Source organism: Mesorhizobium ciceri biovar biserrulae (assembly GCF_001618845.1).
In the GTDB taxonomy this organism is placed as follows: domain Bacteria; phylum Pseudomonadota; class Alphaproteobacteria; order Rhizobiales; family Rhizobiaceae; genus Mesorhizobium; species Mesorhizobium ciceri.
The window spans coordinates 36,005-62,900 of the sequence record NZ_CP015064.1 but is presented as its reverse complement, the minus strand read 5'-3'; the positions used below and the strand labels follow the sequence as shown (position 1 = coordinate 62,900).

The following is a 26,896-nucleotide window of genomic DNA, read 5'->3' as shown; positions in this document are numbered from 1 at the left end:
GTGCGTGGTAAGACCGCGACAGGCGCAACCAGCGGAGCCTGATTTGACCATGACCTCTACCCCCATCAAGCGCGCTTTGATCACCGGGGCCGGAGCGGCCGACGGCATCGGTTTCGCCATTGCCCGCCAGCTCGGCCATGCCGGCCATGCCGTTTTTCTCACCGGTGCCAGTGGGCGTGTGCTCGATCGCGCCGTTGAGCTCCGTGCAGAAGGCATCGACGCCAAGGCCGTGGTCGCCGATCTCACCATCGCTGCCGATGTCGCGCGGTTGCGGGCTGATGTCGGCGCGGTCGATATACTGGTCAACAATGCCGGCATGGGCTCGCTGGCATCGCCATCGGTCGACAAGGCGTTTCTCGCCATGACCGAGGCCGACTGGGACCATGGGATCGACGTCAGCCTGAAGACGGCATTCCTCGTCACCAAGGCGTTTCTGCCGGCGATGGTCGAAGCGGGCTATGGGCGTATCGTCAATGTGGCGTCAGTCACCGGACCGCTGGTGTCTTTCGAAGGCACATCAGCCTATTCCGCCGCCAAGGCCGGCATGGTCGGCCTGACACGCACGCTGGCGCTCGAAGTGGCGAAAAACGGCATCACGGCCAACGCAGTGGCTCCCGGCTGGATCGAAACAGGGTCGTCGAGCGAGATGGAGCGGCAAGCCGCCCTGAATACGCCGCCGGCGCGGGCCGGGCGACCGGATGAGGTGGCCGCCGCGGTCGTGTTCCTGGCCTCGGAAGGCGCCAGCTATGTCAACGGCGCCCTGCTGGTGGTCGATGGCGGCAACAGCCTTCAGGAGCGCAAGGGCTGAAGCCGTCCAACGCGTCGGGTGCGAGAATTCAGCCTTTGCCCGAGTTTTTGGCTGCCCCCGGCGCTTCCGGCCTGAGATAGACGGCCAAGCAGCAGCAACAGATCGCCAAGCCCGCGACTGGATATTTCAGGGCGACCAGCCCCGCCAGCGTGAATAGGCAGAGCGTCGCGAGCGACCGGATGCGCATGCGCTTGCGCACCGCGAGCGGAACCGCGTTCTCCGGCATCGGGTCGATGAGTTCGCGGATCAGAAGAATGTAGGTCAGGTTCACCAGGAAGAAGACGGCGGCATAGAAGGCGACCGGCTGCGGCGCCAGCTCGCTGACCGCCATCCACGCGGTCGCCAGCGGCAGCAGCGAAACCGAGAACAGATGCGCGAAATTGTACCACATCAGGCTGGCTGTCGCCTCCCTGGCGTGGCGTAACAGATGATGATGGTTCGCCCAGACGATGGCGATGAAGAGATAGCTGACGCTGTAGCTCAGCCATGTCGGCCAGAGCTCCAGAAGCGCCTTGAACGTCGGCAACTCCGGCGGGCGCAAGTCGAGGACCAGCACCGTGATGAGGACGGCGAACACGCCATCCGAAAATGCGCTCAACCGATCGAGCCCTGTCGAGGGAAGCACTGGACCGTCCTCGTCGCAGTTCGTGAGACATATAGTAGTGCTGTCGATAGCAATATCCATGGCCGCTCGGACCATCTGACGCCGCCGCCAGCGCCGCTCAGGACGCCTTGGCCAGAAAACTCTGGTAGTCCGATTTCGCCTGCAGCAGGCGCAGCACATTGTCGCGCGAGCCCCTTACGTGGGCGCGGGCCAGCGTGCCGGCTCGGGCGGCATCGCCGGCGCAGATCGCCTCGACGATCTCGGCATGCTCGTCGCGGGCGATCTTCCATTCGTCGAGCCACAACAGTTCGGTCCAGACATAGTGCTGGCACTTGTCGAGGATGCCGCACAGCATGCCATGCAGCATCGCATTGCCGCTGATTTCGGCGATGACGCGGTGCAGGTCGATGCCGACTTCGAGCTCCTGGAATTTTTCGCGCGTGGTGCGCTCCGGAATGGCGGCCAGCCGCTCGCATTCGGCCAGCATGGCACGCAGCCGCGCCTTGTCCTGTTCCGTCGCAGCAGCGGCGGCCAGTTCCGTCGCGTGGCCGTCGAGCAGTTCGCGGATCTCGAAGGCCTCGCGGAACATGTTGATGTCGAACTCGGTGACGACATAGCCCTGGCGCGGCCGGCCGGTGACCAGGCCGTCGCGCTCGAGGCGGTTGAAGGCCTCGCGCACCGGCGTGCGGCTGACATTGAGTTTTGCGGCGATGTCGTTCTCGGTGACGCGCGATCCCGGCGGGATCTGGCCGGTCACGATCATCGCCTTGAGCGCGGAATAGACCGAGTCGCGCAGCGTGTTTTTGGTTTCCTTGGCCAAGTTCCGTTTCCAGTTCTCCGGTCTTTCCGCCGGCATATGTTCTCACGCATAGCTGTATTCAAAGTCGGCGCGGTTTGCCACGCCCCGGCGCCCCATCTCCCAGCCCGGGTCGACGACCCCAGGCGCGCCGATCGGTGTTGACATCGCTGATCCCGAAGCTACACTCAAAATTGTATACAAAATAGCATGCGAAATCAAAAACAATGGGAACACCGGTGGAGAGCCGAAAATGAACAGGACCAGAAGCATCAGCGTTGTCGCGGTGGCCGCCCTCATGGCAGCGGTCGCGGCCCCCGCAATGGCGGGCGACACCATCACCGTCGCCTCGTGGGGCGGCACCTACCAGGAAGCGCAGACCAAGGCGTTCTTCAAGCCGACAGCCGACGCGCTCGGCATCACCATCAAGGAGGACACCACCAACGGCCTCGACGACGTCCGGCTGCAGGTAACCGGCAATGCGGTGAAATGGGACATCACCGAGCTTGGCGCCGACGAATGCGCACGCGGTTCGAAGGAAGGGCTGTTCGAGAAGCTCGACTACGGCATTATCGACAAGAGCGGCATCAATCCGAAGCTTGTCCATGATGACTGGGTCGGCATTTCCTACACCTCCGTCGTGCTGATCTATCGGACTGATGTGTTCGGCGACAAAGGCCCCAAGACCTGGGCCGACTTCTGGAACGTGGAAAAGTTTCCGGGACGGCGCGCGTTGAGCGGCAGCCAGGCGACCGAAACGCTGAGCGTCGCGGCTCTCGCCTCGGGCCTGCCGATCGACAAGGTCTATCCCGTGGATGTCGACGGCGCGCTGAAATCCGTCGACAAGATCCGTGGCCATGTCGACGCCTGGTGGACCTCCGGCGCTCAGGCCATGCAATTGGTCAAGGATGGCGAAGTCGACATGGCGAGCATCTGGAACGGCCGCGCCGGCACCTTGAAGAAGGAAGGCGCGCCGGTCAGTTTCTCCTTCGACCAGGGCGTGCTGACCGCCGACTGCATGGTCATCCCCAAGGGTGCCAAGAACAAGGAAGCCGCGATGAAGGCGCTTGCGATGTTCGTCAGCCCGCAGCTGCAGGCCAATCTGCCGCTCTACGTCGACAATGGCCCAGTAAACGAGAAGGCTTTCGAGACCGGCAAGATCCCGCAGGACAGGATCAAGGACATCAATTCGGCGCCCGAAAACGTCAAGAAACAGGTGCTGCAGGACGCCGAGTTCTGGCGCGACAATCTGATCGAGGCGACGGAGAAGTTCAACAATCTGATCCAGCAATAGGCTGCGGACACAAGCTTACGGCGGGCAGCGTAACCAGCCACTGCCTCGCCACCTGTTCTCTGCGGCTAAGGAGCGAAAAATCTTGTCCATTGCGCCATCCGCGTTGCCCATCGGCATGCGCGGGATCGAGAAACGATTTGGCAGCGTGCCTGTGCTGCGCGACCTTAACCTCGATGTCGAGGCCGGCGAATTCCTGACGCTGCTCGGCCCTTCCGGTTCCGGCAAGACGACGCTGCTGATGATCCTGGCCGGTTTCGTGCGGGCCAATGCCGGCTCGATCAGGGTCGGCGGCGACGAGATCATCACCACGCCGCCGCACAAGCGCAACATCGGCATGGTGTTCCAGAACTACGCGCTGTTTCCGCACATGAACGTCTTCCACAACATCGCCTTTCCGCTGAAGCAGCGCGGCGTCGCCGCCGCCGAGACGGCCGAACGTGTCGAGAAGGCGCTCGATCTGGTGAAATTGCAGGGCCTGGGCGAACGCCGGGTCGACCAGCTTTCCGGCGGCCAGCGACAGCGTGTGGCGCTGGCACGCGCCATCGTCTTCGAGCCGCGCATCGTGCTGATGGACGAACCCTTGTCGGCGCTCGACAAGGGCCTGCGCGAGCACATGCAGATCGAGCTGCGCGCCCTGCATCGCCGGCTCGGCATGACCACCGTCTATGTCACGCACGACCAGCGCGAAGCCATCACCATGTCCGACCGCATCGCGGTCATGAACGCCGGGCGCATCGAACAGCTCGACAAGCCTGAAACCCTCTACGCCAGGCCGCAAACGCGATTTGTAGCCGGCTTCATCGGCGAATCGAATTTCATTCCGGTCGAGTGCCGCAACGGCTCCGTCTGGTACGAGGACCGGAGAATCCATACCGCGGCACCAGTGCCGGCAGCTGGCCAGCACCTGATGGTGGTGCGGCCGGAAAAGCTGCGGCTCCTGGCAGACGCCGAACCGACAAGCGGCGTCAACGTGCTCGAGGCGAAAGTCAGCGACATCATCTATCAGGGCGACAGCTTCGTCTGCTACGCGGCGTTGCGCGACGGCCGCCAGCTGACTTTGCGCGACTATTGCCGCAGCGATGTGCTGGCCAAAATGCCGGCGCCCGGCCAGCCAGTCTCATTCGGTCTCGATGCGCAGGACACGATCCTGGTGGCGGCAGACTGATGAGCGCGCAGCCCGCCCTCATGGAAGAGATCGGCAGCGCCGCAGGCCGGGAGCTCAACACGCAGGGACTTCACGCCGACGCCCGGCGTGAATCACTAAGGCTGCTGGCGCTGTTGTCGCCAAGCCTGCTTCTGGTCTTCGCCATCATCATCGTGCCGATCGGCTGGCTGTTCTGGCTGTCGCTGTTCGACGAAGCGGGCGGCTTCAGCGTCGCCAATTATGCGCGATTCTTCGAGCAGGCCTCCTACATCAAGACCTTCATCACCACCTTCAAGGTCGCCTTCATCGTCACCGGCGCCTGCGTGCTGCTCGGCTATCCCTTGGCCTACATGCTGTCGCAACTGCCGCGGCGGGCGGCGTCGATCTGCCTGATCTTCGTCATCCTGCCGTTCTGGACATCGGTTCTGGTGCGCACCTATGCCTGGCTGGTGATCCTGCAGCGCAAGGGACTGATCAACAGCTGGCTGATCGATCTCGGAATCATCAGCCAGCCGCTATCGCTCGCCAACAATTTTTCCGGCGTCGTCATCGGCATGACGCATATCTTGCTGCCGTTCCTGGTGCTGCCGCTCTACGCTTCGATGAAGACCATCGACACCGACTGCCTGCGCGCCGGCATGAATCTAGGCGCCGGCCCGACTGCCACCTTCCGGCAGATCTTCTTTCCGCTGTCGCTGCCAGGCCTCGCCTCGGGCGTGGTCATCGTCTTCGTGCTCTGCCTGGGCTTCTTCGTCACGCCGGCTTTGATGGGCGGCGGCAAGGTCATCATGTGGGCGATGCGCATGGAACAGACCACCAGCCTCTATTCAAACTGGGGCGCGGGTGCAGCACTGGGCGTGGTGCTGCTGGTGGTGACGCTGGCGCTTCTCGGCCTGTTCCAGTGGCTGCTCGGCGCGCGTGCCACCGGCGTGTGGAGTTCACGATGAGTAGGGATCTCGGCCTGCCTATCTCGCACCGGCAACGCCTATGGCTCTATTGCCTCGGCGGCCTCGTGCTGCTGTTCCTGATCGCACCGTCGATCATCATCGTCATCATGTCGTTTTCCGATTCGACGCTGCTGCAATTCCCGCCGCAGCAATGGTCGCTGCGCTGGTACCAGGCCTATTTCGGGTCGCTGGAGTGGCGCGATGCCACGATCGTCTCGGTCAAGGTGGCTGTCATGACAGTGCTGGTGGCGACGCCGCTCGGCACCGCGGCCGCCTATGCCATCAACCGGGGCACGCTGCGCTTCAACGGCACCATCAACGCGCTGCTGACGGCGTCGCTGATCGTCCCTGTGATCCTGATCGGCATCGGCACCTTCTTTCTCTATGCGCGCATCGGCCTCAACAACACGCTGACCGGCCTGGTCATCGCGCATACGGTGCAGGCGCTGCCGTTGGTGGTGCTGACCGTGCTGTCGGGATTGCGCTCCTACGACATGAACCAGGAGCGCGTGGCGCGCAGCCTCGGCGCCGGCCGCGTCGCCGCCTTCTGGCAGGTGACGATGCCGCAGATCCGCTTCTCGATTGTCTCGGGCGCGCTGTTTGCCTTCATCACCTCCTTCGACGAAGTGGTGGTTTCGCTGTTCATATCGGGCGGCGAGACGACGACATTGACGCGCCGTATGTTCAATGCGCTGCGCGACCAGATCGACCCGACGATCGCCGCCATCTCGACCTGCCTGATCGTTCTGTCGGTCGTGCTGTTGTCGGTTGCGCAGATCTTCGGCCGGCGGCATTGATTTCACCAGATCAATTCGCAGTGACCAATTTGCAGAAGTGACTAGGGGATATTCAGACAGAATGCGTGATTTCCAGTTTCCCGGCCGCTCGCCGGTTCGTGCCACCGAGGCGGTTGCCGCGACCTCGCATCCGCTTGCAACGCTTGCGGCCATCGACATGCTGCGCTCCGGCGGCAATGCCATGGACGCCGCGGTCTGCGCCGCCGCCGTGCAGGGTGTGGTCGAGCCGCAATCGACGGGCATCGGTGGCGACTGCTTCGTGCTTTATTCTCCCGGAGGACAAGGCAATGTGCTGGCCTTCAACGGCTCGGGGCGAGCGCCGGCCAGGGCGACGGTCGGCTGGTATCTCGAAAAAGGCTTCGACCGCATCCCGCTGCAGGGTCCGCATGCGGTCACCGTACCGGGCGCCGTCGACGCCTGGAGCCGCCTGCTCGAAGACCATGGCCGCAAGGGCCTTGCCGAGGCGCTGGCGCCGGCCATTCACTATGCCGAGAACGGCTATGTCGTGCACGACCGCGTCGCCTTCGACTGGGCCGAGCCGGAGACCGACCTGTCGGCCGACGAGCATGCCGCGCGCATCTTCCTGCCCGGCGGCAGGGCGCCGAAGGCGGGTGACGTCCATCGGCAGCCGGAACTGGCGGCGACCTTGCGCATCATCGCCAAACACGGCCGGTCCGGTTTCTACGAAGGCGCGGTCGCCGACGATATGGTGAGCCGGCTCAACGAATTGGGCGGACTTCATACGGCCGAGGATTTTGCCGCGACCAGAGGCGACTATGTGGCGCCGGTCAGCACCTCCTATGGCGGCCATGAGATCCACCAGATGCCGCCGAACAATCAGGGGCTGACGGCGCTTTTGATGCTCAATTTGCTGTCGGGCTTCGAGCTTGGCGGGCTCGACCCCAATGGCGCCGAACGCCTGCATCTGGAGATCGAGGCCGGGCGCCTGGCTTACCGCGACCGCGACCGCTATGTCGGCGACCAGGACCATGTCCCGGTGCCCCTGAAGCAGCTCCTGTCCGGCGCCTATGCCGACCGGCTACGCGCCGAGATCGACCGCGACCGCGCCATGACGCATCTGCCGCGCGTCGAGCTGCCCGGCAGCGACACGGTCTATATCTCCATCGTCGACCGCGACCGCAACGCGGTCTCCTTCATCAACTCGACCTATTATTCGTTCGGCAGTGGCGTCGTCGGCCCGAAGACCGGTATCGTGCTGCAGAACCGTGGTTCGAGCTTCCGCCTCGACCCGGCGCATCCGAACGCGATCGCGCCGGGCAAGCGGCCGATGCACACGATCATGCCGGGCATGGCGACGAAGAACGGCCGCGTGGTGATGCCGTTCGGCGTCATGGGCGGCGGTTACCAGCCGTTTGGCCATGTCCACCTGCTCACCAACATGATCGATTTCGGCATGGACCCGCAGCAGGCACTGGATGCGCCGAGGGTGTTTTACAACGATGACACAGTGGAAGCCGAGCGTGGCGTTCCCACTGATGCAACCGAGGGCCTGCGCCGGCGCGGCCACCGCATCGCCGAACCGCATCATCCGCTTGGCGGCGGGCAAGTGGTGCTGATCGACTGGGAGAAGGGGACGCTGACCGGCGCTTCCGATCCGCGCAAGGATGGTTTGGCGCTTGGCTATTGAGGCGATCCGTTGTCCAATGGCGCCCATATCGAGGCAAGCCCGTCAGAAGGGCTCTCGCCAGTAATCGTTCGAAATCCAGCCGGTGATCATGACCCAAACTGAAACCCACGCAGATCTCTCCCGCCGTCTCGCCGCCGGCGCCGACGACGCCCCCGCCATTCTGGCGCCCGACAGGGCAACGCTCAGCCATGGCGGATTGCGCAGCATGATCGCCGACACGGCAAAACAGCTGCATGCGCGCGGCATCGGCCGCGGCGACAGGGTGGCGATCGTGCTGCCGAACGGGCCCGAGATGGCCACCGCCTTCGTCGCCGTGGCGGCCGCCGCCTCGACGGCGCCGCTCAACCCCACCTACCGGGCCGACGAGCTCGATTTCTACCTGACCGACATCGGCGCCAAGGCGATCCTTGTCGCGGAGGGTGAGACCGGCCCCGCGGTGACGGTGGCCGAGCGCCTCGGCATCGGCGTGCTGCGGCTCGTCGTGCAGCCCGGCACACCCGCCGGCAGTTTCACGATCGAGGGCGCGGCGATCGGACCGAAGGCCGCGCCCGACATGGCGCAAGACAGCGACATTGCGCTGCTGCTGCATACTTCCGGCACGACATCGCGTCCAAAACTGGTGCCGCTCAGCCATGCCAATATCGCGGCCTCGGCAGCTCATATCGGCGGCACCCTTGGCCTGACGGCCGATGACCGTTGCCTCAACATCATGCCGCTGTTCCACATTCACGGCCTGATCGCGGCCGTGCTGTCGTCGCTGGCTGCCGGTGGCAGCATCTACTGCACGCCGGGTTTCAACGCGCTGCGCTTCTTCCAGTGGCTGAGCGAGGCGCAGCCGAGCTGGTACACGGCGGTGCCGACCATGCATCAGGCGATCCTGGCCCGCGCAGCACGCAACACCGAGGCGCTGGCGGCGGCGCGCCTGCGCTTCATCCGCTCGTCCTCGGCGTCGCTGCCGGCGCAGGTCATGACCGAGCTGGAAGCGACCTTCGGCTGCCCAGTGATCGAATCCTACGGGATGACCGAGGCGGCTCACCAGATGGCCTCGAACCGGCTGCCGCCGGGCCAGCGCAAGCCCGGCAGCGTTGGTGCCTCCGCCGGGCCGGAGGTGGCTGTGATGGCCCCCGACGGGCGGCTGCTCGATGCAGGCGAGACCGGCGAGATCGTCATCCGCGGGCCCAATGTCACGACGGGCTACGAAAAGAACCCGGATGCCAACGCCACGGCTTTCGCGCATGGCTGGTTCCACACCGGCGACCAGGGCGTGCTGGACGGGGATGACTATCTCAGGGTCACCGGTCGGCTCAAGGAGATCATCAATCGCGGCGGCGAAAAGATCTCGCCACTCGAGGTCGACGATGTGCTGATGGACCATCCGGCGGTGGCGCAGGTCGTCACCTTCGCCATGCCGCATGGCAAGCTTGGCGAGGAGGTGGCGGCGGCGGTTGTGCTGCGCGAAGGCATCAGCGCCACCGAGGGCGACATCCGCACCTATGCCGCGACGCGGCTTGCCGACTTCAAAGTGCCGCGCAAGATCCTGATCCTGGACGAGATCCCCAAGGGCGCGACCGGCAAATTGCAGCGCATCGGCCTTGCCGCCAAACTCGGGCTTTGACGATGAAGATCACCATCTTCGGCGCCGGTGCGATCGGCGGCTATCTCGCTGCCAAGCTTGCCGCCGCCGGCCGCACCGATCTCTCGATCGTCGCGCGCGGCGCCCATCTGGAAGCGATCAAGGCAGATGGCCTGCGCCTGATCGAGGATGGCCAGGAGACGTCCGTCCCCGTCCGGGCCACCGCCAAGGCCGAGGAACTTGGCGTGCAGGATTATGTCGTGCTGGCGCTGAAGGCCCATTCCCTCACCCCGGCGCTCGACCAGATCGCACCGCTGCTTGGGGGCCACACATCAGTCGTCACCATGCAGAACGGCGTGCCGTGGTGGTATTTCCACGGCGTCGGCGGGCCGCTCGAAGGCACCAGGCTGAACGCGGTCGATCCCGGCGGCGCGATCTGGCAGCGGATTGGACCGGACCGCGTCATCGGCTCGGTCGTCTATCCCGCGGTCGAGGTCGATGCGCCGGGGCTCATCCGCCATGTCGAGGGCAAACGCTTCTCGCTCGGCGAACCCTCGGGCGAGCGCAGCGAACGGGTCACGCTTCTGGCCGAGGAGATGGTCAAGGGCGGCTTGCAAGCGCCGGTGCGCGAAGACATCCGCAGCGAGATCTGGGTAAAACTGTGGGGCAATCTCTCCTTCAACCCGATCTCGGCGCTGACCGGCAGCACGCTTGCCGCGATCGTTGCCGACGAGGGCACCCGCACGCTCGCCCGCACCATGATGCTGGAGGCGCAGGCGATCGGCGAAAGCCTCGGCGTGCGTTTTCCCATCGCGGTCGACCGGCGCATCAAGGGCGCCGGCGATGTCGGCGAGCACAAGACCTCGATGCTGCAGGACCTGGAGCGTGGCCGGCCGATGGAGATCGACGCGCTGGTGAGCGCGGTGCAGGAACTTGGCAGGCTAACGGACAAGCCGACCCCGACCATCGATGCCGTGCTGGCGCTGGTGCGGCGGCTGGCGGTGGAACGCGGGTGTTATGGATAATGGGCTCGGGGTTGATCAGCACCGTGGCGAGGGCGCGACGATCCAGGCCTTGAAGCGCCTTGGCCTCATCTCCCAGCTTGACCAGGGTTAGCAGCGTGCTGAACGCCATTCACCACGTCGCGCTCATCTGCACCGACTACGACCGGTCGCGACGGTTCTACGTCGAACTCCTCGGCCTCGATCTGGTCCGGGAGGTTTATCGGGAGGAGCGGCAGTCATGGAAGGCGGATCTGCGGATCGGGTCGGCCCAACTGGAATTGTTCTCCTTCCCTGCACCGGCGATGCGACCGTCCCACCCAGAGGCTACAGGCCTGAGACATCTGGCATTCGCGGTGGCTCATCTTGATCCCGTGATTATCCGCCTGGAAGCCGCAGGCGTTGCCGTCGAGCCAATCCGGATCGATCCATACACAGACCAACGGTTTACCTTTTTCAGGGACCCGGATGGATTGCCGCTGGAACTCTACGAAGCCCCATAAGGAACGGTTCGCTTTCACGACGGGCGCTTTGTACTGACGGTCTCGGTATCGGCGGACCGCGAATCTGTGCTAAGCGCCGCCCAACCAACCAAAGGACGACACCAATGAGCGAACTGACCGTGGCCGAGGCGACCGAGAGCATCTATGCCTCGCTCCGGGCGGACAATGCCGACATCGACACACATATCGCGGCGCTTAAGGCGGCGCTGACGCGAGAGGGGATCAAACAGGCGGTGTTCGATCCGACCAAGCTGGCGCAGAACAACCGCTCGGGCCGCAAGTTGATGCAGGCTTATTTTCGGCAACGCGGCGTGAGCGTGACGTTTTCGGACCAGTAGAACCGCGCGCGATCTCAACCGTGTGATTGGTTGGTTTCGGACGCATGTTCTCCGACGCTCCGAGCCCTCCCATTTGGCCGGCTCAATAACAGCTATCCGCCGCCGCAAGGGCTTCGGCACGGTGAGCTTGGTCCAGTGCGCCAATCCGTCGGACCGACGCATAGAACCTGACATAGTCGCCCGAGCACAGATCGAACAGGCGGAGAAACGCGGTCACCCGATCGCTATAGACGGAAGTCGCGGCGAGCTTTGCATTGTTGATCGGGGAAGCGAACCAGGCATCGTATCCCCGGTATCGGCCCCAGCGCCTGTCGCGCATGTGTCGGTAGCGCATCCGCAGCCGTTCGATCGCCGCCGTCTTCGCGGCCAGTTTTTGCTCCGAGGTGCCGGCGTTGGAATAGACTTGCGCCAACTCGTCCCGGGTCCGCGACACCAGCGCAAGAAATTCAGCTTTGCGTCTCCGGGCGGCTTCGTAACGGCGCAATGCTGCGGTATCGCCAGCCGCGCGCAGCCATTTTTTCACGCCGGTCGTTTCGACGGCGACAGCGAACGACTCGTTGAATGCGGAATCGTCGTGCACGTAGACGCGCTGGTGGGCCAGTTCATGGAACACCAGCCCTGCAAGATAGGTTTTATCCACGCTGAACATCGTGCTCAGCAGCGGGTCACTCGACCAGCCAAGCGTGGAATATGCGGTGATGCCCGTCACATAGACATCCATGCCCTGTCCTTGAAGTTCGGCAGCGGTTTCAATTGCGGACTTCCTGGAGAAATATCCCCGGTAGGGCACGCAGCCGAAAACGGGAAAACACCATGTTCGCGGCGTCAGCGAGAATGCCGGCGCGGCGAAGACGGCCCATGTCACCGAGTCCCGACCGATATCGACATAGCTGCGGTAGCTGTTGTTGTCGGGCAGCGCCAGTTCATCCGTTGCGAATTGTCGTATGGCGCTCGCCGATGCCATTCGAGCGCGCAATGCCTTCGGCGTCGAAGGGTCCTCGATCAGTTTTCCGACATCCTGGCGCGCCGTCATGATCCGCAGATGACCCTGCACGGATTGCGCGTAGTAGGAAACACTGGTGCAGCCGGTCACGCCGGACACCACGATCATAACGGCAACCAATCGAAAGAATGCGCGCATCACGATTTGCCCACAGCAGTGCTCCCGTACCGATCGGGCGATTGTCGCGATTGCCCCAGGTCCCAAGCAGCCGCATGGATTTGATCGAGGTCTATAGCTTTCTAAAGAATCCGGACAGAATATTCGGACCCACTTCGCCAGGGCGCAGTCTGATCCCGTCCTCGAAGCCGTTCAGCGTCATGCATTCGAAGCCGCTGTGTGCGAGGAATGCCACCAGCGAGTCACGATCGAAGTGGTGGAGGTGCTCGTCGGGAAGACGCATACGCCACGTCCGGAACCAGGCGTCGCCGTCGGCGCCGAGCTCGCGCCAGCGGCAATAGGGGACGGCGACGGCCAGGTAGCGGGCCTTAAGCCGGGCGAGGAAACCCAGATCCGGGATATGCTCAAGCACATCGAACATGGCGACGAGATCCCACGAGCTGGAGAGCGCCTCATCCCAATCGACGAAGCGGACGCCCTTGGGCAGCGGAAACCTGGTTATGTCGCAGCCGGCGCAGTCGGCGACCCCGGTTATTTTCGCGGCTTCGATGAATGTGCCGGTGCCATATCCAATCTCCAACACGGACCGGGGGATCTCGCCAGTGATCCCCAGCACCCAGCCGAGTCGCTGATATCCGAGCTTGATGGTCCGGTCACTCAGGTCCTCGTAATAGGAAATGTATTGCTTGTCATACTTGATCGGTTTGGAGTCGACCTGGTGGATCACGCCAAACCCGTCCACCGCGTAGTTGTCCAACATTGGCGTGCGGCCCCCAGGTTCCGAGTTCCTTACCGGCAGAACTAGGACGCAACCGGACAATCGAGCGGTCAGGTATTCAGCCGCCAGCTTGAACTGCTCAGTCCTTGCCCGCCCGCTTGAAAATCCGCGCATAAAATTCGCCGACGATGCCGCGCCGGAAGATCAGCACGCACACCATGAAGATGAGGCCGGTGGCGATGGTCACCGGAAAGCCGGAAGTGGCAAGCGTGTTTTCCAGGCCAATGACAAGGCTGGCGCCGATGATCGGCCCGACCATGGTGCCGATGCCGCCGAGAAGCGTCATCAGGATCACCTCGCCCGACATCTGCCAGGTGACGTCGGTGAGCGTGGCGAACTGGAAAACGATCGCCTTGAGCGAGCCGGCCAGCCCGGCCAGGGCCGCCGACATGACGAAGGCGCCCAGCTTGTAGTTGGCGACGGAATAGCCCAGCGAAATGGCGCGGTTCTCGTTCTCGCGGATCGAGCGCAGGATCATGCCGAACGGCGAGTTGACGATGCGCCAGATGGCGAAGACGCCGATCAGGAACACCGCCAGCACGAAGTAATACATGTTCAGCGAGACGTTCAGGTCGAGGACGCCAAGCAGCATGCCGCGCGGCACGCCCTGAATGCCGTCCTCGCCTTGCGTGAAGGGCGACTGCACGCAGAAGAAGAAGAACATCTGCGACAGCGCCAGCGTGATCATGGCGAAATAGATGCCTTGCCGGCGAATGGCGAAAAAGCCCATGACAAGGCCGAGCAAGGCCGCACCCGCCATGCCGAGCAGAATGCCGGCTTCCGGCGGCCAGCCCCAGACCTTGACGGCATGCGCAGTGAAGTAGGCGGCGCCGCCGAAGAAGGTGGCGTGGCCGAACGATAAGAGCCCGGTATAGCCGAGCAGAAGATTGAACGCGCAGGCAAACAGCGCGAAACACAGCATCTTCATCAGGAAGATCGGATAGATCAGGAAAGGCGCTACCAGCAGCGCCAGGATGCCGAGCCCGACCAGCATCCATTCCAGCCGTGCCGAGGTTTTGGCCGATGCCTCGCGAAGCGTCAGTTCGGTCATGTCAGATGTCCCTTCCGACATGTCAAGCGTCCCTTCCGAACAGGCCAGCCGGCCGGACCAGAAGCACGATGGCCATGATGACGAAGACCACGAGATTGGAGGCCTCGGGGTAGAAGACCTTGGTCAGGCCCTCGGCGAGGCCAAGCATGTAGCCGGTGACGATCGCACCGAGGATCGATCCCATGCCGCCGACCACCACCACCGCGAAGACGACGATGATGAGGTCCGATCCCATAAGCGGGCTCACCTGGTAGATCGGTGCTGCCAGAATGCCGGCAAGCCCGGCCAGCGCGGAGCCAAGGCCGTAGGTGAGGGTCAGCAGCAACGGCACGTTGACGCCGAAAACCTGGACGAGACGGGGATTCTCGGTTGCCGCGCGCAGATAGGACCCAAGCCTGGTCTTCTCGATCAGCGCCCAGGTGCCGAAGCAGACGATCAGCGAGGCGACCACGACCCAGCCGCGATAGTTGGGCAGGAACATGAAGCCGAGATTGGTGCCGCCGGCAAGCAGCGGCGGCACGGCGTAGGGGTTTCCCGAGACGCCGTAATAATAGCGGAAGATGCCTTCGAGCACGAGAGCGAGGCCGAAGGTGAAGAGCAGCCCGTAGAGCGGATCGAGATCGTACAGCCTCGACAGCGCCAGGCGCTCGACCACGACGCCGAAGACGCCAACGATCAGCGGCACAAGGATCAAAGCGGGCCAATAGCCGATGCCGAGATGGGTGAGAAGCAGATAGCCGACGAAGGCGCCGAACATATACTGGGCGCCATGGGCGAAATTGATGACGCGCAGCAAGCCGAATATGACAGCCAGGCCCAGGCTCAGCATGGCGTAGAACGAGCCGTTGATCAGGCCGACCAGCAATTGGCCGAGGAAGGCCTGAACCGGGATTCCGAAGATCATCGTCATGGCGCCATCATACACCCAGGACTTCGTGGAGCTGCGCCATGCGGTCCGGCAGCTCGCCGACCGGAAACCCCGCCACCACCTTGCCGTGCTCCATCAGATAGAAACGGTCGGCGACGCGACTGGCGAAGCGGAAGTTCTGCTCGACCAGCAGGATCGTCATGCCGCGCTTTTTCAACGTCGCCAGCAACGCGCCGATGCGCTGCACGATGACGGGAGCGAGCCCCTCCGTCGGTTCGTCGAGAAGCAGCATCTTCACGCCGGTTCGCAGCATACGCGCGATCGCCAGCATCTGCTGTTCGCCGCCCGACAGCCTGGTGCCGGAACTGTTGCGCCGCTCCTTCAGATTGGGGAACAGATCGAATATCTCTTCGACGCTCATGCCGCCCTGCGCGACGACCGGCGGCAGAACCAGATTCTCGTCCACGGTCAGCGTTGCGAAGATGCCGCGCTCCTCCGGCACGAAGCCGATGCCTTGATGGGCGGTGCGGTGCAGCGGCAGCCGCATCAGGTCCTTGCCGTCGAAGGCGATCCGGCCGGTCCGCTTGCGGATCAACCCCATGATGGCGCGCAGCGTCGTCGTCTTGCCGACGCCATTGCGGCCGAGCAGCGTGACCGTCTCGCCGGCAAACACTTCCAGATCGACACCGTGCAGCGCATGGCCCTCGCCATACCAGGCGTTGAGGCCGGTGACGGCAAGCAGAGGTGCGGCACTAGTCATCGGCGGTGCCCATATAGGCGATCTTGACGCGCTCGTCGCGGCTAACGGTGGCGTAGTCGCCAGCGGCCAGCACCTCGCCGCGCTGCATGACCGTTATCCAGTCGCAAAGGTCGGCCACCACGGTCAGATTGTGCTCGACCATCAGCACGGCGCGATCCCTGGCAACCGAACGGATGAGGCTGGAAACCGTGGCCACGTCCTCATGCCCCATGCCGGCCATCGGCTCGTCCAGCAGCAGCACTTTCGGATCGAGCGCGAGCGTCGTGGCGATCTCCAGCACGCGTTTCCTGCCATAGGAAAGATCGCCGGCGAGCCTGTTCCTGGCGTCGTCGAGACCAACCGAGCGCAGCAATTCCTCGGCGCGCGGGGTCAGCCGGTCGAGCGCCGCGAGCGAGCGCCAGAACTGAACGCCGAGCCCTCCCGGCCGCTGCAGCGCGACGCGGACATTGTCGAGCACGCTGAGGTACGGAAAAATCGCCGATATCTGGAACGAGCGCACCAGCCCCATCCGCGCAACCCTGGCCGGCGAGGTGCGGGTGATGTCGTGGCCAAGCAGCTCGATCCTGCCGCTGGTCGGCGCCAGGAACTTGGTGAGCAGGTTGAAGACGGTCGTCTTGCCGGCGCCGTTGGGTCCGATCAGGGCATGGATGTTGCCATGGCGGACATCGAGATCGACGTTTTTGACGGCGATGAAGCCGGCAAAGTCGCGTCGCAACCCGCGGGCGGAAAGCACAACCCGCGGCTCGTTCGCGTCCAGGTCAGTCGGCGCCATCGGCCGCGCCGATCACTGGCCGGCCGTCGGACAGCCGCTTTCCTTCTCGCTGAGGAAGGCCTCGTTGCCTGGAATGGTGGCGAGATATTTGTAGTAGTCCCAATCCTTGGTGCTCTCGGCTGGCGACTTGACCTGGTAGAGGTACATGTCGTGGACCATGTTGCCGTCCGCCTGCACCTTGCCGTTGGTTATCACCGCGTCGTCCACAGGCATCGAATGCAGCTGCTTGGCGACGGCTTCGGTCTCGTCCGTGCCGGCCTTGTCGATCGCCTTCAAATACTGCGTCACCGCCGAATAGGTCGCGGCCTGGATCATGTTCGGCATGCGGTTGGTGCGCTTGAAGAAGCGCTGCCCGAATTCGCGGCTCTTGTCGTCGCGATCCCAGTAATAGCCTTCGGTCAACACGACGCCCTGCGCCGCCTGAAGGCCAAGCCCATGCACCTCGGCCAGCGTGAACAGGAGTGCGGCAAGACGCTGGCCGCCCTGCACGATACCGAATTCGGCCGCCTGCTTGATGGAGTTGGAGGTATCGAGGCCGGCATTGGCCAGGCCGATGACCTTGGCGCCCGACGATTGCGCCTGCAGCAGGAAGGACGAATAATCGGTCGATCCCAGGGGATAACGCACCTCGCCCAGCACCTTGCCGCCATGGCTTTCGACGAACTTGGTGGTCTGATCCTTCAGCGAATAGCCGAATGCATAGTCGACGGTGACGAAGAACCAGCTGTCGCCGCCCTGCTGCACGAGAGAGCCGCCGGTACCCACCGCCTGCGAGTGAGTGTCATAGGCCCAGTGGAAGCCGTAGGGCGAGCACTGTTTGCCGGTCAGCTCCGTGGTCGCCGCGCCGGTGACGATGTCGATCTTCTTCTTTTCCTTGGAAATCCCCTGGACGGCGAGCGCTACCGAAGAGGTCGTCAGTTCCATGATGGCATCGACTTGCTCGGTGTCGTACCACTGCCGGGCGATGTTGGAGGCGATATCCGGCTTGTTCTGGTGGTCGGCGCTGATGATTTCTATCGGCGCTCCCTGCACCTTGCCGCCGAAATCCTCGACGGCCATCTTGGCCGCCTCGACCGACCACTTGCCGCCGAAGTCGGCGTAGACGCCCGATTGGTCGTTGAGGATGCCGATCTTGACCTTGCCGTCGGAAATTTCGGCGGCCGAAGCGGGGATCGCGGATGCGGCGAGAAGTGCCGCGGAAACGAAAAGGCTTACCTTCATGGTTGACTTCCTCCCATAGCGATGAATCCGACCGACCCTCCTACGATCGATCATCGCAATGGTATTGAACATGAGGAAGATAGGGACAGAGGGCAAGAGGCCGTTAGGGATTTAGTGTTCGAAGCGATACGGTTTGGCGGCGGAACGCGAGCCTTGGGCGAGAGATAGAGACACAAACATGTGAACCGCCCGGCGGCAGTGCCGGCTCAGCCCTCGACGGCGACGAGGTGGCCGTTGCCGACATCCCTCAGCGCCAGTTTCAGCGGCGCCTCGCCGATCCTGCGGGTGGCGCTCGGGATTTCCTGTTCGAGGCGCGCGAAGCGGCTTCTGCGCTGCGCGGGATCGGGCACGGGCACGGCTTCGATCAGGCGCCTGGTGTAGGGATGGCGCGGGTTGGAAAAGACCTGGTCGCGGGTGCCCATCTCGACGATCTGGCCGAGATACATGACGGCGACGCGGTCGGAGATGTTCTCGACCACCGCCATGTCATGCGAGATGAAGAGATAGGCGACGCCGAATTCGCGCTGCAACTCCTTCAACAGATCGAGCACGCGCGCCTGCACCGAGACGTCGAGCGCCGAGACGCTTTCGTCGGCGATGATCAGCTTCGGCCGCAGTGCAAGCGCGCGGGCAATGCAGACGCGCTGGCGCTGGCCGCCGGAGAATTCATGCGGATAGAGTTCCATCTGGTCGGGCGACAGGCCGACGCGCTCGAACAGTGCGGCGACACGCTGGCTGCGCTCTTCCTTCGAGGCGATGCCGTGGATCAGCAGCGGCTCGGCGACGAGGTCGCCGACACGCATGCGTGGGTCCAACGAGGCATAGGGGTCCTGGAAAATCATCTGCACGTCGCGGCGCACCGCCTTGCGCTCGTCGCGGCCGAGGCCGGACAGATTGCGGCCGCCAATGGCGATGTCGCCGCTGTAGGGCACCAGTCCGGCCAGCGCCTTGGCGGTGGTCGACTTGCCACAACCGGATTCGCCGACCAGCGCCAGCGTCTCGTTGGGCGCAATCGAGAAGCTGACGCCTTCGACGGCGTGGACGCGACGAGTGACCCGGCCGAAGAAGCCGCCATGCAGGTCGAAACGGACATGCAGGTCCTTGACGTCAGCGACATTGGCCGGCGTTGCCGTCTCGGCACTCCTGGATTCCTGGCGACCGATACCGCTGCCGATGCGCGGCACGGCGGCCAGCAGCTCGCGCGTGTAGCCGGCTTGCGGCCTGGCGAAAATGTCAGCGGTTTTTCCCTCTTCGACCATGCGGCCATGCCGCATGATGATGACGCGGTCGGCCATTTCGGCGACGACGCCCATGTCATGAGTGATGAGGATGACGCTGGTGCCATGCTGGCGCTGCAGATCGCGCAAAAGTTCCAGCACCTCGCCTTGCACGGTGACGTCGAGCGCCGTCGTCGGCTCGTCGGCGATCAGCACGTCCGGCTCGAGCGCCAGCGCCATGGCGATCATCACCCGCTGGCGCATGCCGCCGGACAGTTCGTGCGGAAACTGCTTTAGCCGGCTTTCGGCTTCCGAAATGCGCACCGCCTTCAGCGCCTCGATGGCACGCTGGCGAGCCTCGCTCTGCGACAGGGAGGTATGCGCCTCGATGGATTCGGTGAGCTGCCGGCCGATCGACAGCACCGGGTTGAGTGAGGTCATCGGCTCCTGGAAGATCATGGCGATGCGGTTGCCGCGAATGCGCCGCATCCGGCGCTCGTCCAGAATCGTCAGATCTGTATCGCCGAGATGGACCTTGCCGGATGAAATCCTGGCGGCAGGCTGCGGCAGAAGCTGCATGATGGCCAAAGCGGTCATCGATTTGCCGGAGCCGGATTCACCGGCAATGCACAGCGTCTCGCCACGAGACAACGTCAGCGACAGGTCGGAGACGACCTCGCGCTCGCCCTCCTCGCCGCGCACGCTGACGGAGAGGTTGGCGATGTCGAGTATGGGTTCGCTGGCGGCGATCATTGCGCGCATGACCCGGAGAGGGATTTACTCCGGCACACCCCCCTCCTCATTCAAACACGCAGCGCGGAAAGTAGAACGACACCACCCAGTTCGGCATGTCGACGATCTCGCTGATGCGGAGATCGCCGCAGACCGAGGCCAGCATATAGGCCTCGACTGGGTCGATGTGATAACGACCGGCGAGCAGGTCGACCATCTGCGCAACCGCTTCCCTGGCGCCGGTCATCAGGTCCGGACCGATGCCGGTCGTCACCTCATAGCCCTTGGCGTCGAGATGGCGCGTCACCGGGCCTGGCGTGGTGAAGCGCGGCGTCTTCAGCCTGGCATCCTTGACCAGGTCAAGCTTGAGCACGACGTCCATCGGACTTTCGATCGCCGTGCCGCAGACCTCGCCGTCACCTTGCGCGGCATGGGTGTCGCCAACCGAAAACAGCGCGCCCGCCACTTCCACCGGCAGATAGAGCGTGGTGCCGGCGGCGAGATCGCGGATGTCGAGATTGCCGCCGACGCGCCTTGGCGGCACCACCGAGTGGTGGCCCTTTTCCGCCAGCGCGTTGCCTATGGTGCCGGCGAAGGGTTTCAACGGCACACGCGCATTCTTGCCGAACAGCGCCGGCTCGAGCGAGGCAGCGTCGTATTTCCAGATGTTCAGCGCCGGCTCCTTGAAGTCGTCGGCGAGCAGCCCAAAGCCCGGAATGTTGGCCGTCCAGCCGAAGCCGGACGGCTTGAACATCTCGATCGTCACCTTCAGCGCGTCACCCGGCTCGGCGCCCTCGACGAAGATCGGCCCGGTCACCGGATTGACGGTGGCGAAGTCGAGCTTGGCGACGTCGGCGACCGTGCTGCCGGCCTGCAACTGGCCGCCGGAGGAATCGAGGCACTGGAACTCGATCGTCGAGCCGGGCGCCACCCGCTCGGCCGGGGCAAACGAATTGTCCCAGCCGAAATGATGTTGGCGCCCGTGGATGGTGTAGTCGCAGTTATTGCACATCTTTTACGTACACATTGTCGTAGTTGATCGGGATATGAACCGGGTCGACATAGAGGTTGTCGGCGCCGCCCATGCGCGCCGATTTCATGGTGAAGCGCTGCTCGTTGAAGACCGGCGCCCAGGGCGCGTCTTCCATCACCTTGTCGTAGATGGCGCTCCACATCTTGTCGCGTTCGCCTGATTTAGCCGGGTCGACCACCGAGTCGGCCTCGGCCGCCTTGGCGTCGAGATCCTTGTTGCAATACCACGACCAGTTCCAGCCGCCCGGCACCGCACCGGCGCAGCCGAGGATCGGGCCGTAGAAGTTCGACGGATCCGGGAAGTCGGCGATCCAGGCCATGCCGCCGGACCAGATCATCGGTGCGCCGGCCTTGTCGCCGCCGGCGGCAATCACGTTTGCCTGCGCCAGCGACTGGATGCTGGCCTTGATGCCGATCGCCGCCAGATCCTGCTGGATCGCCTGGGCGATGCGCGGGTTGGGATCGGTGTTCATGGCAAACAGCTGTGTCTCGAAGCCGTCGGGGTGGCCAGCCTCTGCGAGCAGCGCCTTGGCCTTGGCGACGTCATAGGGATAGCCCTTGTATTCCTTGTCGTAGCCCGGCATCGACGGCGGCAGCGGCTGGTTGGCCGGCACGGCGCGGCCGTTGATGATCTGGATGACGCGCGCCTTGTTGATCGCCATGTTGACCGCCTGGCGCACCTTAACATTGTCGAACGGCGCCATGGTGGTGTTCATGGTGACATAGCCGGTGTGCAGCTGGCCGCCTTCGACGACGCGTGCCTTCTGCTCGGGATCGGCCATCACCTCCTGGAATTTTGCTGGCGGAATGCCGTCGCCGGGGACGTCGATCTCGCCCTTCTGCAGGCGCAGCAGCGCCACGATCGGCTCCTGGCCGATCTCGAAGGTGATCTTGTCCAGATGCGGCAGGCCCTTGTGCCAGTAGTCCGCATTGCGCTCGAAGACGATGCGCTGGCCGAGCGTCCACTCGGCGAGCTTGAAGGCACCGGTGCCGACCGGATGCTTGCCGAAATCGGCGCCGTATTTCTCGACCTCTTCCTTCGGCACGACATGGGCGAAGTTGATGGCCATCACATGCAGGAAGGTGGCGTCGGGGCGGGTCAATTCGAACTTGATCGTGTAAGGGTCGACGACGGTGACGCCGGAGAGGCTCTCGGCCTTGCCGGCGGCGACATCGTCATAGCCCTTGATCGAGCCGAAGAAGCCGGCGCCGGGGCTCTGCGTCTTCGGATTGGTGACGCGGTCGAGCGAATATTTCACGTCGTCGGCCGTCATCTCGCGGCCATTGTGGAATTTCACGCCATGGCGCAGCTTGAAGGTGAAGGTCTTGCCGTCGGGCGAAATCTCGTAGCTTTCGGCGAGGTCGGGTTTCAAATTGGTGGTGCCCGGCTCGTAGTCCATCAACCCGTCGAACAGACTCTTGATCATCGACCAGTTCTGCCAGTCATAGCCGATCGCCGGATCGAGCGTGGCGACGTCGTCCTTGTAGGTGATGGTGATGGCGCCGCCCTGCTTGGCGTTCGGATCGACGGCGTCCTCGGCGCGAACGCTCGTCATGCCGAGCATCAGAGCCAGCGCCGATGCCGCTACCGTGGATGCGAGAAACCTTTTCATTTTTATGTTCCCTTTCTCTGTCTGGTTTTCATTTCATCTGAGCTTGATGCGGGGGTCGATGAAGGGCGCGATGATGTCGGCCAGCAGATTGCCCAGCACGATGGCGAAGGCCGACACCAGCGTCACACCCATGATGATCGGGATGTCGACGCGCTGGATGGCCTGCCAGGCGAGCTGGCCGATGCCGGGCCAGCCGAATACGCTTTCGACGACGACGATGCCGCCCATGAAGATGCCTATGTCGATGCCGATCATGGCGATCACCGGCAGGATGGCGTTGGGCAGCGCATGGCGGAACAGGATAGCTCGCCGCGCCAGGCCTTTGGCGCGGGCGGTGCGCACGTAATCCTGGCGCAGCACGTCGATCATCGACGAGCGCATCATGCGCGCGTACCAGCCGGCGCCGAGGATTCCCATGGTCAGTGACGGCAGCACCAGATGACGCCAGGTGCCGTAGCCGCCGATCGGGAACCAGCTGAGCCGCACGGCAAAGACGTAGAGCAGCAGCAGACCGACGACGAATTGCGGTGCCGAGACGCCGACGAAGGAGGCGACCATCAGCGTCTGGTCAGTGGCGGTGCCGCGCTTGACGGCGGCGATCAGGCCCATGCTCAGGCCGAGCAACAGCTCGCACAGGATGGCGCCGACCATCAGCAACAGGCTGGCCGGCAGCCGCGAGACGATCAGCTCGGTGACTTCGGAGCGCTGGATGTAGGAGCGGCCTAAATCGCCGCTGACGAGCTTCGTGAGATAGCGCCAGTACTGGACGATGAAGGGCTGGTCGAGGCCGAGCTGCTGGCGGATGTTCTCGACCGTCTGCGGCGTGGCGCTGCGGCCGGCGATCTGGCGCACCGGATCGGCCGGCAGGAGATAGAGCAGCGCGAAGGTGATCAGCGAGACGCCGAGCAGGATCAGCAGCGACTGGATGAGGCGGCGGCCGAGATAGGCGATCATGCCCGGCCCCTCTGCGTCGGATCGAGAATGTCGCGCAGCGCATCGCCGATCAGGTTGAAAGCCAGCGCCAGCGCCAGGATCGCGGCACCGGGGAAGAACACCAGCCAGGGTGCGGCCTGGAAATAGGTCTGGTTCTCGAAGATGATGTTGCCCCAGGACGCCGTGGGCGGCTGGACGCCGATGCCGAGGAAAGAGAGCGTCGCCTCGAGCAGCACGGTGGTCGAGATGCCGAGCGTGCCCCAGACGATGATGGTCGGTAAGAGATGCGGCAGGATGTGGCGAAACAGGATGCGCGGCGCGCTCGCGCCGATGGTGCGTTCGGCATCGATGAACTCACGCTCCGCCAGCGATGAGGTCTCGGTGTAGATGACGCGGGTGGTCTGCACCCAGTTGACCAAAGCGATGACCATGGCGACGATCCACAGGCTGGGCTCGAACACCGCGGCCAGGCAAATGGCGAGCAGCAGTGCCGGAAACGCCATCATCAAATCGGTGAAACGCATCAGCGCGCTGCCGATCCAGCCACGGAAATAGCCGGCGACAACACCGACCAGCGTGCCGATGAACAGCGCCACGCCATTGGCGACGATGCCGATGATCAGCGAGGTGCGGGCGCCGTAGAGGATGCGGGTCAGGAGGTCGCGGCCGAGCAAGTCGGTGCCCAGCCAGAATTTTGCATCCGGCGGCAAGGGCGAGCCCTCGATGGTCAGGCCGTCGAACATCTGCTCGTTGGGATCATAGCCAGTCAGCCATGGCGCCAGCACGGCGCCGGCAACGACGATGGCGACGATGACCAGCCCGAGCAGAGCCAGACGGCGCCTGACCAGCCGGCGCCAGACGCCGGCGCGCGGCTTGACCGGCATGCGCCCTGGCGCGGTGAGATCAGGCGCGATGGGACTGGTCATCGCCGCCTTCTTCCCCTGTTGCTTCTTCACTTGTCATGGCCACGATCCGCCGCGCGGCATCCTCGACGCTGATCTGCCAGCTCATCGCCAGCGAGCGCAGTTGCGCATAGGCGCGGCCGTCATCGCTGCCTTTCGCGAGTGCCGTCACCGCGCGCACGATGGTCTGGCGCTCGGCAACGCGCTGGCGAAGCGAGGCGATCTCGCTGGCCAGGTGTTTTCGCGCCTCGAAACTCTGGCGCGCGATCAGCAGCGCGCTGTAGACGCCGGCATTGCCGACCGGCTTCAGCAGCTGCGCATCGGCCTTATGCGACAGCGCCCATTCGATGCGGCCCGGCGCCTCGGAACCGATCAGCGCCACCAGCGGCATCGGTGCCTCGCCCGGCTTCCACGGAAACTGCTCGTCAAAGCCGAGATCGGCGTCGAAGAAGACGAAATCGGCGGCCAGCGCCTCGGGCGGCAGTTCCGGCCAGCAATCCAGCGTGATCAGCCCGATGGCCGACAATTGCCTGGTGATCGCCTGCACCGTCGGATGCGGGCGATGCAGGATAAACGCCCTGGCGCCGCCGAGATTGGGGATGCGTGGGGCTCTGGTCACGACACCACCCTCAGGCGCGGGCGGCCGAATGTTTTTGCCGGGTCGTAGCGCGACAGATACGGATCCGGCGCGACTTCGTCTTCGCGGCTGACGACCTCGAAGAAGCCGTCCGCGATGCGCCCGATGATCACCGGCAGTGTCGCGTGCTGCGAGTGGGCGTCGATGGCGATCGGACCGAGCCGGGTGGAGAAGCGGCGTTCGGCGAAGGCTTTGGAGAATTCCGCCGGACCGGCGTCGGGATTGCTGGAGAGCACGTCGGCCATCACCTGCACCGAGGCATAGGCGGAGGCCTCGAAGGATGAGGCAAAGGCAGCCGGGCGCGGCGCGAAATACGGCCCGACCGACAGATGTCCCTTGCCGGATTCACCGATCGCCGGCAGCTCACCTTCGGTCAGGTTGCAGGAGATGACGGGGCAAGTCCCGGGACTGAAGGCGGCATCCTCGTGACCCAGGTCGCGATAGGCCGCGAGGAAGGCGTAGGACGAGGTGCCGATCAAGTTGTTGAGGATGAAGTTCGGCCGCGTGGCGCGGATCTCCGCGATCAGCCGCGACACGTCGGTCTCGCCGATGCGCAGGTAGCGTTCGCCCAGCACCTTGCCGCCGGCATCCGCGATCAGGTCGCGCGCGACGCGATTCATCTCCCAGCCCCAGATGTAGTTCGAGCCGAGCAGGAAGCCGTTGGCGCCGAAACGCGGCACGACATGCGCCATCAGCGGCACCAGATGCTGGTTGGGGCAGGCGTGCATGTAGACGACATGCTCATTGGCTTCGAAGCCCTCATAGGGGCAGGCGTACCAGAGCATGCCGCCGGCTTTCTCCAAGACCGGAATGGTTTCCTTGCGGCTCCAGGAGGTGACGCAGCCGATGACATGGCGTGCGCTGCTGGTCTTGAAGATATCTTCGCAAAGCGTTGCGTAGCGGTCCGCATTGCTTTGCGGATCGCGCTCCACCGGCACCAGTTCGATGCCTGAGCTGCGATCGGCGTTGATGTCGGCTATGGCACGCATGGCGCCGATGCGGCACGCATCGGAGACGAGCTGATAGCTCCCCGAGCGGGAATACAGGATGCCGATCTCGATGCGCCGTTTCAAACAGGACCCCAGAAATGACAATGCCTCGCAGCCTGCGCCGGAAGGGCGAGGCATACGAGGCATTTTTGCCGCCCGGCGATCAGAGCCGGTATTTTGCGCTAGCGTATTCGGTCCGGCGGGTCAGTCAAGCCCTCAACGACATTTGCATGACCTGCCATCGCCGTTTCGCTGCCGCCGGCTATTTGGCCGCCGGCCTCTGGCCGTGTTGGCGGGCATAGGTCACACAGGCGTCCACCGTGCTGACACAAAGCGCGTCGCGCCTGTTCGGCAAATTGTTGTCGCCGGCATAGGCAACTTCGGCGACACGGCCATCGACCATGCGAATTTGCGTATCGCAATAGCCGCCGGGAGCGACATTGACGGAGCCGCCGACCGCCGGGATCGCGCCGACCGCCAACGTCGGAACCACAATGCTGAGATTGCCGCGCTGGACGATGCGCTTGTAGGTCCAGATCTGGCCCGATTGGCCGGCGTCGGCGGTGGCGGTCGGAAACCCGGCGCACATTCGAACATCGGCTTCGCTGAGGCCGACCATCTCCTTGCGGGCAGCCGCCGCCGTTGGATCAACCTTGGCGATACGCGACGTATCGTCGGGAACGACGCAGGAAGACTGGATGCATACACAGAGAGCAGCGAGGCCAAGCTTTCGAATGCAGGAAAATGTCATGCCGACTGTCAGATTTGCCCGATTGTCAGATTTTGCGTGGCGCCCGCCGCTCCTTTCTACCTAGGCA

27 protein-coding genes are annotated in these 26,896 nt (G+C 64.0%); 10 read left to right on the top strand and 17 right to left on the bottom strand.

Going from position 1 to position 26,896, the window contains the following annotated elements; all coding sequences use genetic code 11:
- Positions 1 to 49 precede the first annotated feature (49 nt).
- On the top strand, positions 50 to 808 hold the full coding sequence (locus A4R29_RS00290; RefSeq protein WP_063170932.1) for an SDR family NAD(P)-dependent oxidoreductase: 759 nt from the start codon (positions 50 to 52) through the stop codon (positions 806 to 808).
- A gap of 28 nt (positions 809 to 836) precedes the next feature.
- On the opposite strand, the gene A4R29_RS00285 is transcribed toward A4R29_RS00290, so the two are convergent.
- Both A4R29_RS00285 and A4R29_RS00280 read right to left on the bottom strand, forming a co-directional pair.
- Positions 837 to 1,406 carry a TMEM175 family protein gene (locus A4R29_RS00285; RefSeq protein ID WP_167355163.1) on the bottom strand — a complete coding sequence of 190 codons (570 nt, stop codon included), beginning with the start codon at positions 1,404 to 1,406 and terminating at the stop codon, positions 837 to 839.
- A gap of 124 nt (positions 1,407 to 1,530) precedes the next feature.
- On the bottom strand, positions 1,531 to 2,232 hold the full coding sequence (locus A4R29_RS00280; RefSeq protein WP_027161124.1) for a GntR family transcriptional regulator: 702 nt from the start codon (positions 2,230 to 2,232) through the stop codon (positions 1,531 to 1,533).
- Positions 2,233 to 2,461: 229 nt separating this feature from the next.
- Here A4R29_RS00280 and A4R29_RS00275 point away from each other — a divergent pair, with 229 nt between their 5' ends.
- The 9 genes from A4R29_RS00275 (at position 2,462) to A4R29_RS00235 (ending at position 11,453) form a co-directional block, all read left to right on the top strand.
- Positions 2,462 to 3,502 carry an ABC transporter substrate-binding protein gene (locus tag A4R29_RS00275; RefSeq protein ID WP_063170931.1) on the top strand — a complete coding sequence of 347 codons (1,041 nt, stop codon included), beginning with the start codon at positions 2,462 to 2,464 and terminating at the stop codon, positions 3,500 to 3,502.
- A gap of 82 nt (positions 3,503 to 3,584) precedes the next feature.
- A complete protein-coding gene (locus A4R29_RS00270) occupies positions 3,585 to 4,667 on the top strand; it encodes an ABC transporter ATP-binding protein (protein ID WP_013528516.1) in 1,083 nt (360 codons plus the stop codon).
- Complete coding sequence (locus tag A4R29_RS00265; protein WP_082827264.1) at positions 4,667 to 5,593, top strand: ABC transporter permease; 927 nt, start codon at positions 4,667 to 4,669, stop codon at positions 5,591 to 5,593. The genes A4R29_RS00270 and A4R29_RS00265 overlap by 1 nt, the downstream gene beginning before the upstream one ends.
- A complete protein-coding gene (locus tag A4R29_RS00260; RefSeq protein WP_027161127.1) occupies positions 5,590 to 6,390 on the top strand; it encodes an ABC transporter permease in 801 nt (266 codons plus the stop codon). The genes A4R29_RS00265 and A4R29_RS00260 overlap by 4 nt, the downstream gene beginning before the upstream one ends.
- A gap of 61 nt (positions 6,391 to 6,451) precedes the next feature.
- Positions 6,452 to 8,038 carry a gamma-glutamyltransferase gene (gene ggt, locus A4R29_RS00255; RefSeq protein WP_013528519.1) on the top strand — a complete coding sequence of 529 codons (1,587 nt, stop codon included), beginning with the start codon at positions 6,452 to 6,454 and terminating at the stop codon, positions 8,036 to 8,038.
- A gap of 88 nt (positions 8,039 to 8,126) precedes the next feature.
- Positions 8,127 to 9,653, top strand: a complete 1,527-nt coding sequence (locus A4R29_RS00250) for an acyl--CoA ligase (RefSeq protein WP_063170930.1) — start codon at positions 8,127 to 8,129, stop codon at positions 9,651 to 9,653.
- A gap of 2 nt (positions 9,654 to 9,655) precedes the next feature.
- Entirely contained in the window at positions 9,656 to 10,636 is a 981-nt protein-coding gene (locus A4R29_RS00245) for a 2-dehydropantoate 2-reductase (protein ID WP_063170929.1), read from the top strand.
- Between the two features lie 95 nt (positions 10,637 to 10,731).
- Positions 10,732 to 11,115, top strand: a complete 384-nt coding sequence (gene gloA2 / locus A4R29_RS00240) for an SMU1112c/YaeR family gloxylase I-like metalloprotein (protein WP_024502110.1) — start codon at positions 10,732 to 10,734, stop codon at positions 11,113 to 11,115.
- 104 nt (positions 11,116 to 11,219) lie between these two features.
- A complete protein-coding gene (locus A4R29_RS00235) occupies positions 11,220 to 11,453 on the top strand; it encodes a hypothetical protein (protein WP_024502111.1) in 234 nt (77 codons plus the stop codon).
- An 82-nt stretch (positions 11,454 to 11,535) separates the two neighbouring features.
- On the opposite strand, the gene A4R29_RS00230 is transcribed toward A4R29_RS00235, so the two are convergent.
- The 15 genes from A4R29_RS00230 to A4R29_RS00160 all read right to left on the bottom strand — a co-directional run bounded on the left by A4R29_RS00230 (position 11,536) and on the right by A4R29_RS00160 (position 26,829).
- On the bottom strand, positions 11,536 to 12,594 hold the full coding sequence (locus A4R29_RS00230; protein ID WP_063170928.1) for an aminopeptidase: 1,059 nt from the start codon (positions 12,592 to 12,594) through the stop codon (positions 11,536 to 11,538).
- Between the two features lie 91 nt (positions 12,595 to 12,685).
- Positions 12,686 to 13,333: a class I SAM-dependent methyltransferase gene (locus tag A4R29_RS00225; RefSeq protein ID WP_063173505.1), complete on the bottom strand. Its 648-nt coding sequence runs from the start codon at positions 13,331 to 13,333 to the stop codon at positions 12,686 to 12,688.
- 97 nt (positions 13,334 to 13,430) lie between these two features.
- The gene (locus A4R29_RS00220; protein WP_024502115.1) at positions 13,431 to 14,402 is read right to left on the bottom strand and encodes a branched-chain amino acid ABC transporter permease; all 972 of its coding nucleotides are present in this window, start codon (positions 14,400 to 14,402) and stop codon (positions 13,431 to 13,433) included.
- A 22-nt stretch (positions 14,403 to 14,424) separates the two neighbouring features.
- Positions 14,425 to 15,312: a branched-chain amino acid ABC transporter permease gene (locus A4R29_RS00215; RefSeq protein WP_063173504.1), complete on the bottom strand. Its 888-nt coding sequence runs from the start codon at positions 15,310 to 15,312 to the stop codon at positions 14,425 to 14,427.
- Between the two features lie 7 nt (positions 15,313 to 15,319).
- The gene (locus tag A4R29_RS00210; protein ID WP_063170927.1) at positions 15,320 to 16,030 is read right to left on the bottom strand and encodes an ABC transporter ATP-binding protein; all 711 of its coding nucleotides are present in this window, start codon (positions 16,028 to 16,030) and stop codon (positions 15,320 to 15,322) included.
- The gene (locus A4R29_RS00205) at positions 16,023 to 16,802 is read right to left on the bottom strand and encodes an ABC transporter ATP-binding protein (protein WP_063170926.1); all 780 of its coding nucleotides are present in this window, start codon (positions 16,800 to 16,802) and stop codon (positions 16,023 to 16,025) included. Before A4R29_RS00205 ends, A4R29_RS00210 begins: the two co-directional genes overlap by 8 nt.
- 12 nt (positions 16,803 to 16,814) lie before the next feature.
- Entirely contained in the window at positions 16,815 to 18,023 is a 1,209-nt protein-coding gene (locus tag A4R29_RS00200; protein WP_013528530.1) for an ABC transporter substrate-binding protein, read from the bottom strand.
- 206 nt (positions 18,024 to 18,229) lie between these two features.
- Positions 18,230 to 19,993 carry an ABC transporter ATP-binding protein gene (locus A4R29_RS00195; RefSeq protein WP_063170925.1) on the bottom strand — a complete coding sequence of 588 codons (1,764 nt, stop codon included), beginning with the start codon at positions 19,991 to 19,993 and terminating at the stop codon, positions 18,230 to 18,232.
- A gap of 46 nt (positions 19,994 to 20,039) precedes the next feature.
- Positions 20,040 to 20,984: an acetamidase/formamidase family protein gene (locus tag A4R29_RS00190; protein ID WP_024502120.1), complete on the bottom strand. Its 945-nt coding sequence runs from the start codon at positions 20,982 to 20,984 to the stop codon at positions 20,040 to 20,042.
- The gene (locus A4R29_RS00185) at positions 20,974 to 22,617 is read right to left on the bottom strand and encodes an ABC transporter substrate-binding protein (RefSeq protein ID WP_063170924.1); all 1,644 of its coding nucleotides are present in this window, start codon (positions 22,615 to 22,617) and stop codon (positions 20,974 to 20,976) included. Before A4R29_RS00185 ends, A4R29_RS00190 begins: the two co-directional genes overlap by 11 nt.
- Positions 22,618 to 22,650: 33 nt before the next feature.
- On the bottom strand, positions 22,651 to 23,571 hold the full coding sequence (locus A4R29_RS00180) for an ABC transporter permease (protein ID WP_063170923.1): 921 nt from the start codon (positions 23,569 to 23,571) through the stop codon (positions 22,651 to 22,653).
- On the bottom strand, positions 23,568 to 24,434 hold the full coding sequence (locus A4R29_RS00175) for an ABC transporter permease (protein ID WP_201787932.1): 867 nt from the start codon (positions 24,432 to 24,434) through the stop codon (positions 23,568 to 23,570). Before A4R29_RS00175 ends, A4R29_RS00180 begins: the two co-directional genes overlap by 4 nt.
- A gap of 19 nt (positions 24,435 to 24,453) precedes the next feature.
- The gene (locus A4R29_RS00170) at positions 24,454 to 25,071 is read right to left on the bottom strand and encodes an ANTAR domain-containing response regulator (RefSeq protein ID WP_024502123.1); all 618 of its coding nucleotides are present in this window, start codon (positions 25,069 to 25,071) and stop codon (positions 24,454 to 24,456) included.
- Positions 25,068 to 26,162, bottom strand: coding sequence for a transporter substrate-binding protein (locus A4R29_RS00165; protein WP_013528537.1), 1,095 nt, complete (start codon positions 26,160 to 26,162; stop codon positions 25,068 to 25,070). The genes A4R29_RS00170 and A4R29_RS00165 overlap by 4 nt, the downstream gene beginning before the upstream one ends.
- A 178-nt stretch (positions 26,163 to 26,340) precedes the next feature.
- Entirely contained in the window at positions 26,341 to 26,829 is a 489-nt protein-coding gene (locus tag A4R29_RS00160) for a hypothetical protein (RefSeq protein ID WP_063170921.1), read from the bottom strand.
- Positions 26,830 to 26,896 lie beyond the last annotated feature (67 nt).

What these genes read in the sequence shown, in the direction of transcription:
- A4R29_RS00205 (WP_063170926.1), bottom strand. Translation starts at nt 16,802, where the DNA reads ATGGCGCCGACTGACCTGGACGCGAACGAGCCGCGGGTTGTGCTTTCC.
- A4R29_RS00185 (WP_063170924.1), bottom strand. Translation starts at nt 22,617, where the DNA reads ATGAAAAGGTTTCTCGCATCCACGGTAGCGGCATCGGCGCTGGCTCTG.
- A4R29_RS00220 (WP_024502115.1), bottom strand. Translation starts at nt 14,402, where the DNA reads ATGACCGAACTGACGCTTCGCGAGGCATCGGCCAAAACCTCGGCACGG.
- A4R29_RS00180 (WP_063170923.1), bottom strand. Translation starts at nt 23,571, where the DNA reads ATGATCGCCTATCTCGGCCGCCGCCTCATCCAGTCGCTGCTGATCCTG.
- A4R29_RS00225 (WP_063173505.1), bottom strand. Translation starts at nt 13,333, where the DNA reads ATGTTGGACAACTACGCGGTGGACGGGTTTGGCGTGATCCACCAGGTC.
- A4R29_RS00265 (WP_082827264.1), top strand. Translation starts at nt 4,667, where the DNA reads ATGAGCGCGCAGCCCGCCCTCATGGAAGAGATCGGCAGCGCCGCAGGC.
- A4R29_RS00190 (WP_024502120.1), bottom strand. Translation starts at nt 20,984, where the DNA reads ATGTGCAATAACTGCGACTACACCATCCACGGGCGCCAACATCATTTC.
- A4R29_RS00160 (WP_063170921.1), bottom strand. Translation starts at nt 26,829, where the DNA reads ATGACATTTTCCTGCATTCGAAAGCTTGGCCTCGCTGCTCTCTGTGTA.
- A4R29_RS00215 (WP_063173504.1), bottom strand. Translation starts at nt 15,312, where the DNA reads ATGACGATGATCTTCGGAATCCCGGTTCAGGCCTTCCTCGGCCAATTG.
- A4R29_RS00210 (WP_063170927.1), bottom strand. Translation starts at nt 16,030, where the DNA reads ATGACTAGTGCCGCACCTCTGCTTGCCGTCACCGGCCTCAACGCCTGG.
- A4R29_RS00200 (WP_013528530.1), bottom strand. Translation starts at nt 18,023, where the DNA reads ATGAAGGTAAGCCTTTTCGTTTCCGCGGCACTTCTCGCCGCATCCGCG.
- A4R29_RS00275 (WP_063170931.1), top strand. Translation starts at nt 2,462, where the DNA reads ATGAACAGGACCAGAAGCATCAGCGTTGTCGCGGTGGCCGCCCTCATG.
- A4R29_RS00250 (WP_063170930.1), top strand. Translation starts at nt 8,127, where the DNA reads ATGACCCAAACTGAAACCCACGCAGATCTCTCCCGCCGTCTCGCCGCC.
- ggt (WP_013528519.1), top strand. Translation starts at nt 6,452, where the DNA reads ATGCGTGATTTCCAGTTTCCCGGCCGCTCGCCGGTTCGTGCCACCGAG.
- A4R29_RS00175 (WP_201787932.1), bottom strand. Translation starts at nt 24,434, where the DNA reads ATGCCGGTCAAGCCGCGCGCCGGCGTCTGGCGCCGGCTGGTCAGGCGC.
- A4R29_RS00245 (WP_063170929.1), top strand. Translation starts at nt 9,656, where the DNA reads ATGAAGATCACCATCTTCGGCGCCGGTGCGATCGGCGGCTATCTCGCT.
- A4R29_RS00290 (WP_063170932.1), top strand. Translation starts at nt 50, where the DNA reads ATGACCTCTACCCCCATCAAGCGCGCTTTGATCACCGGGGCCGGAGCG.
- A4R29_RS00260 (WP_027161127.1), top strand. Translation starts at nt 5,590, where the DNA reads ATGAGTAGGGATCTCGGCCTGCCTATCTCGCACCGGCAACGCCTATGG.
- A4R29_RS00195 (WP_063170925.1), bottom strand. Translation starts at nt 19,993, where the DNA reads ATGATCGCCGCCAGCGAACCCATACTCGACATCGCCAACCTCTCCGTC.
- A4R29_RS00230 (WP_063170928.1), bottom strand. Translation starts at nt 12,594, where the DNA reads ATGCGCGCATTCTTTCGATTGGTTGCCGTTATGATCGTGGTGTCCGGC.
- A4R29_RS00235 (WP_024502111.1), top strand. Translation starts at nt 11,220, where the DNA reads ATGAGCGAACTGACCGTGGCCGAGGCGACCGAGAGCATCTATGCCTCG.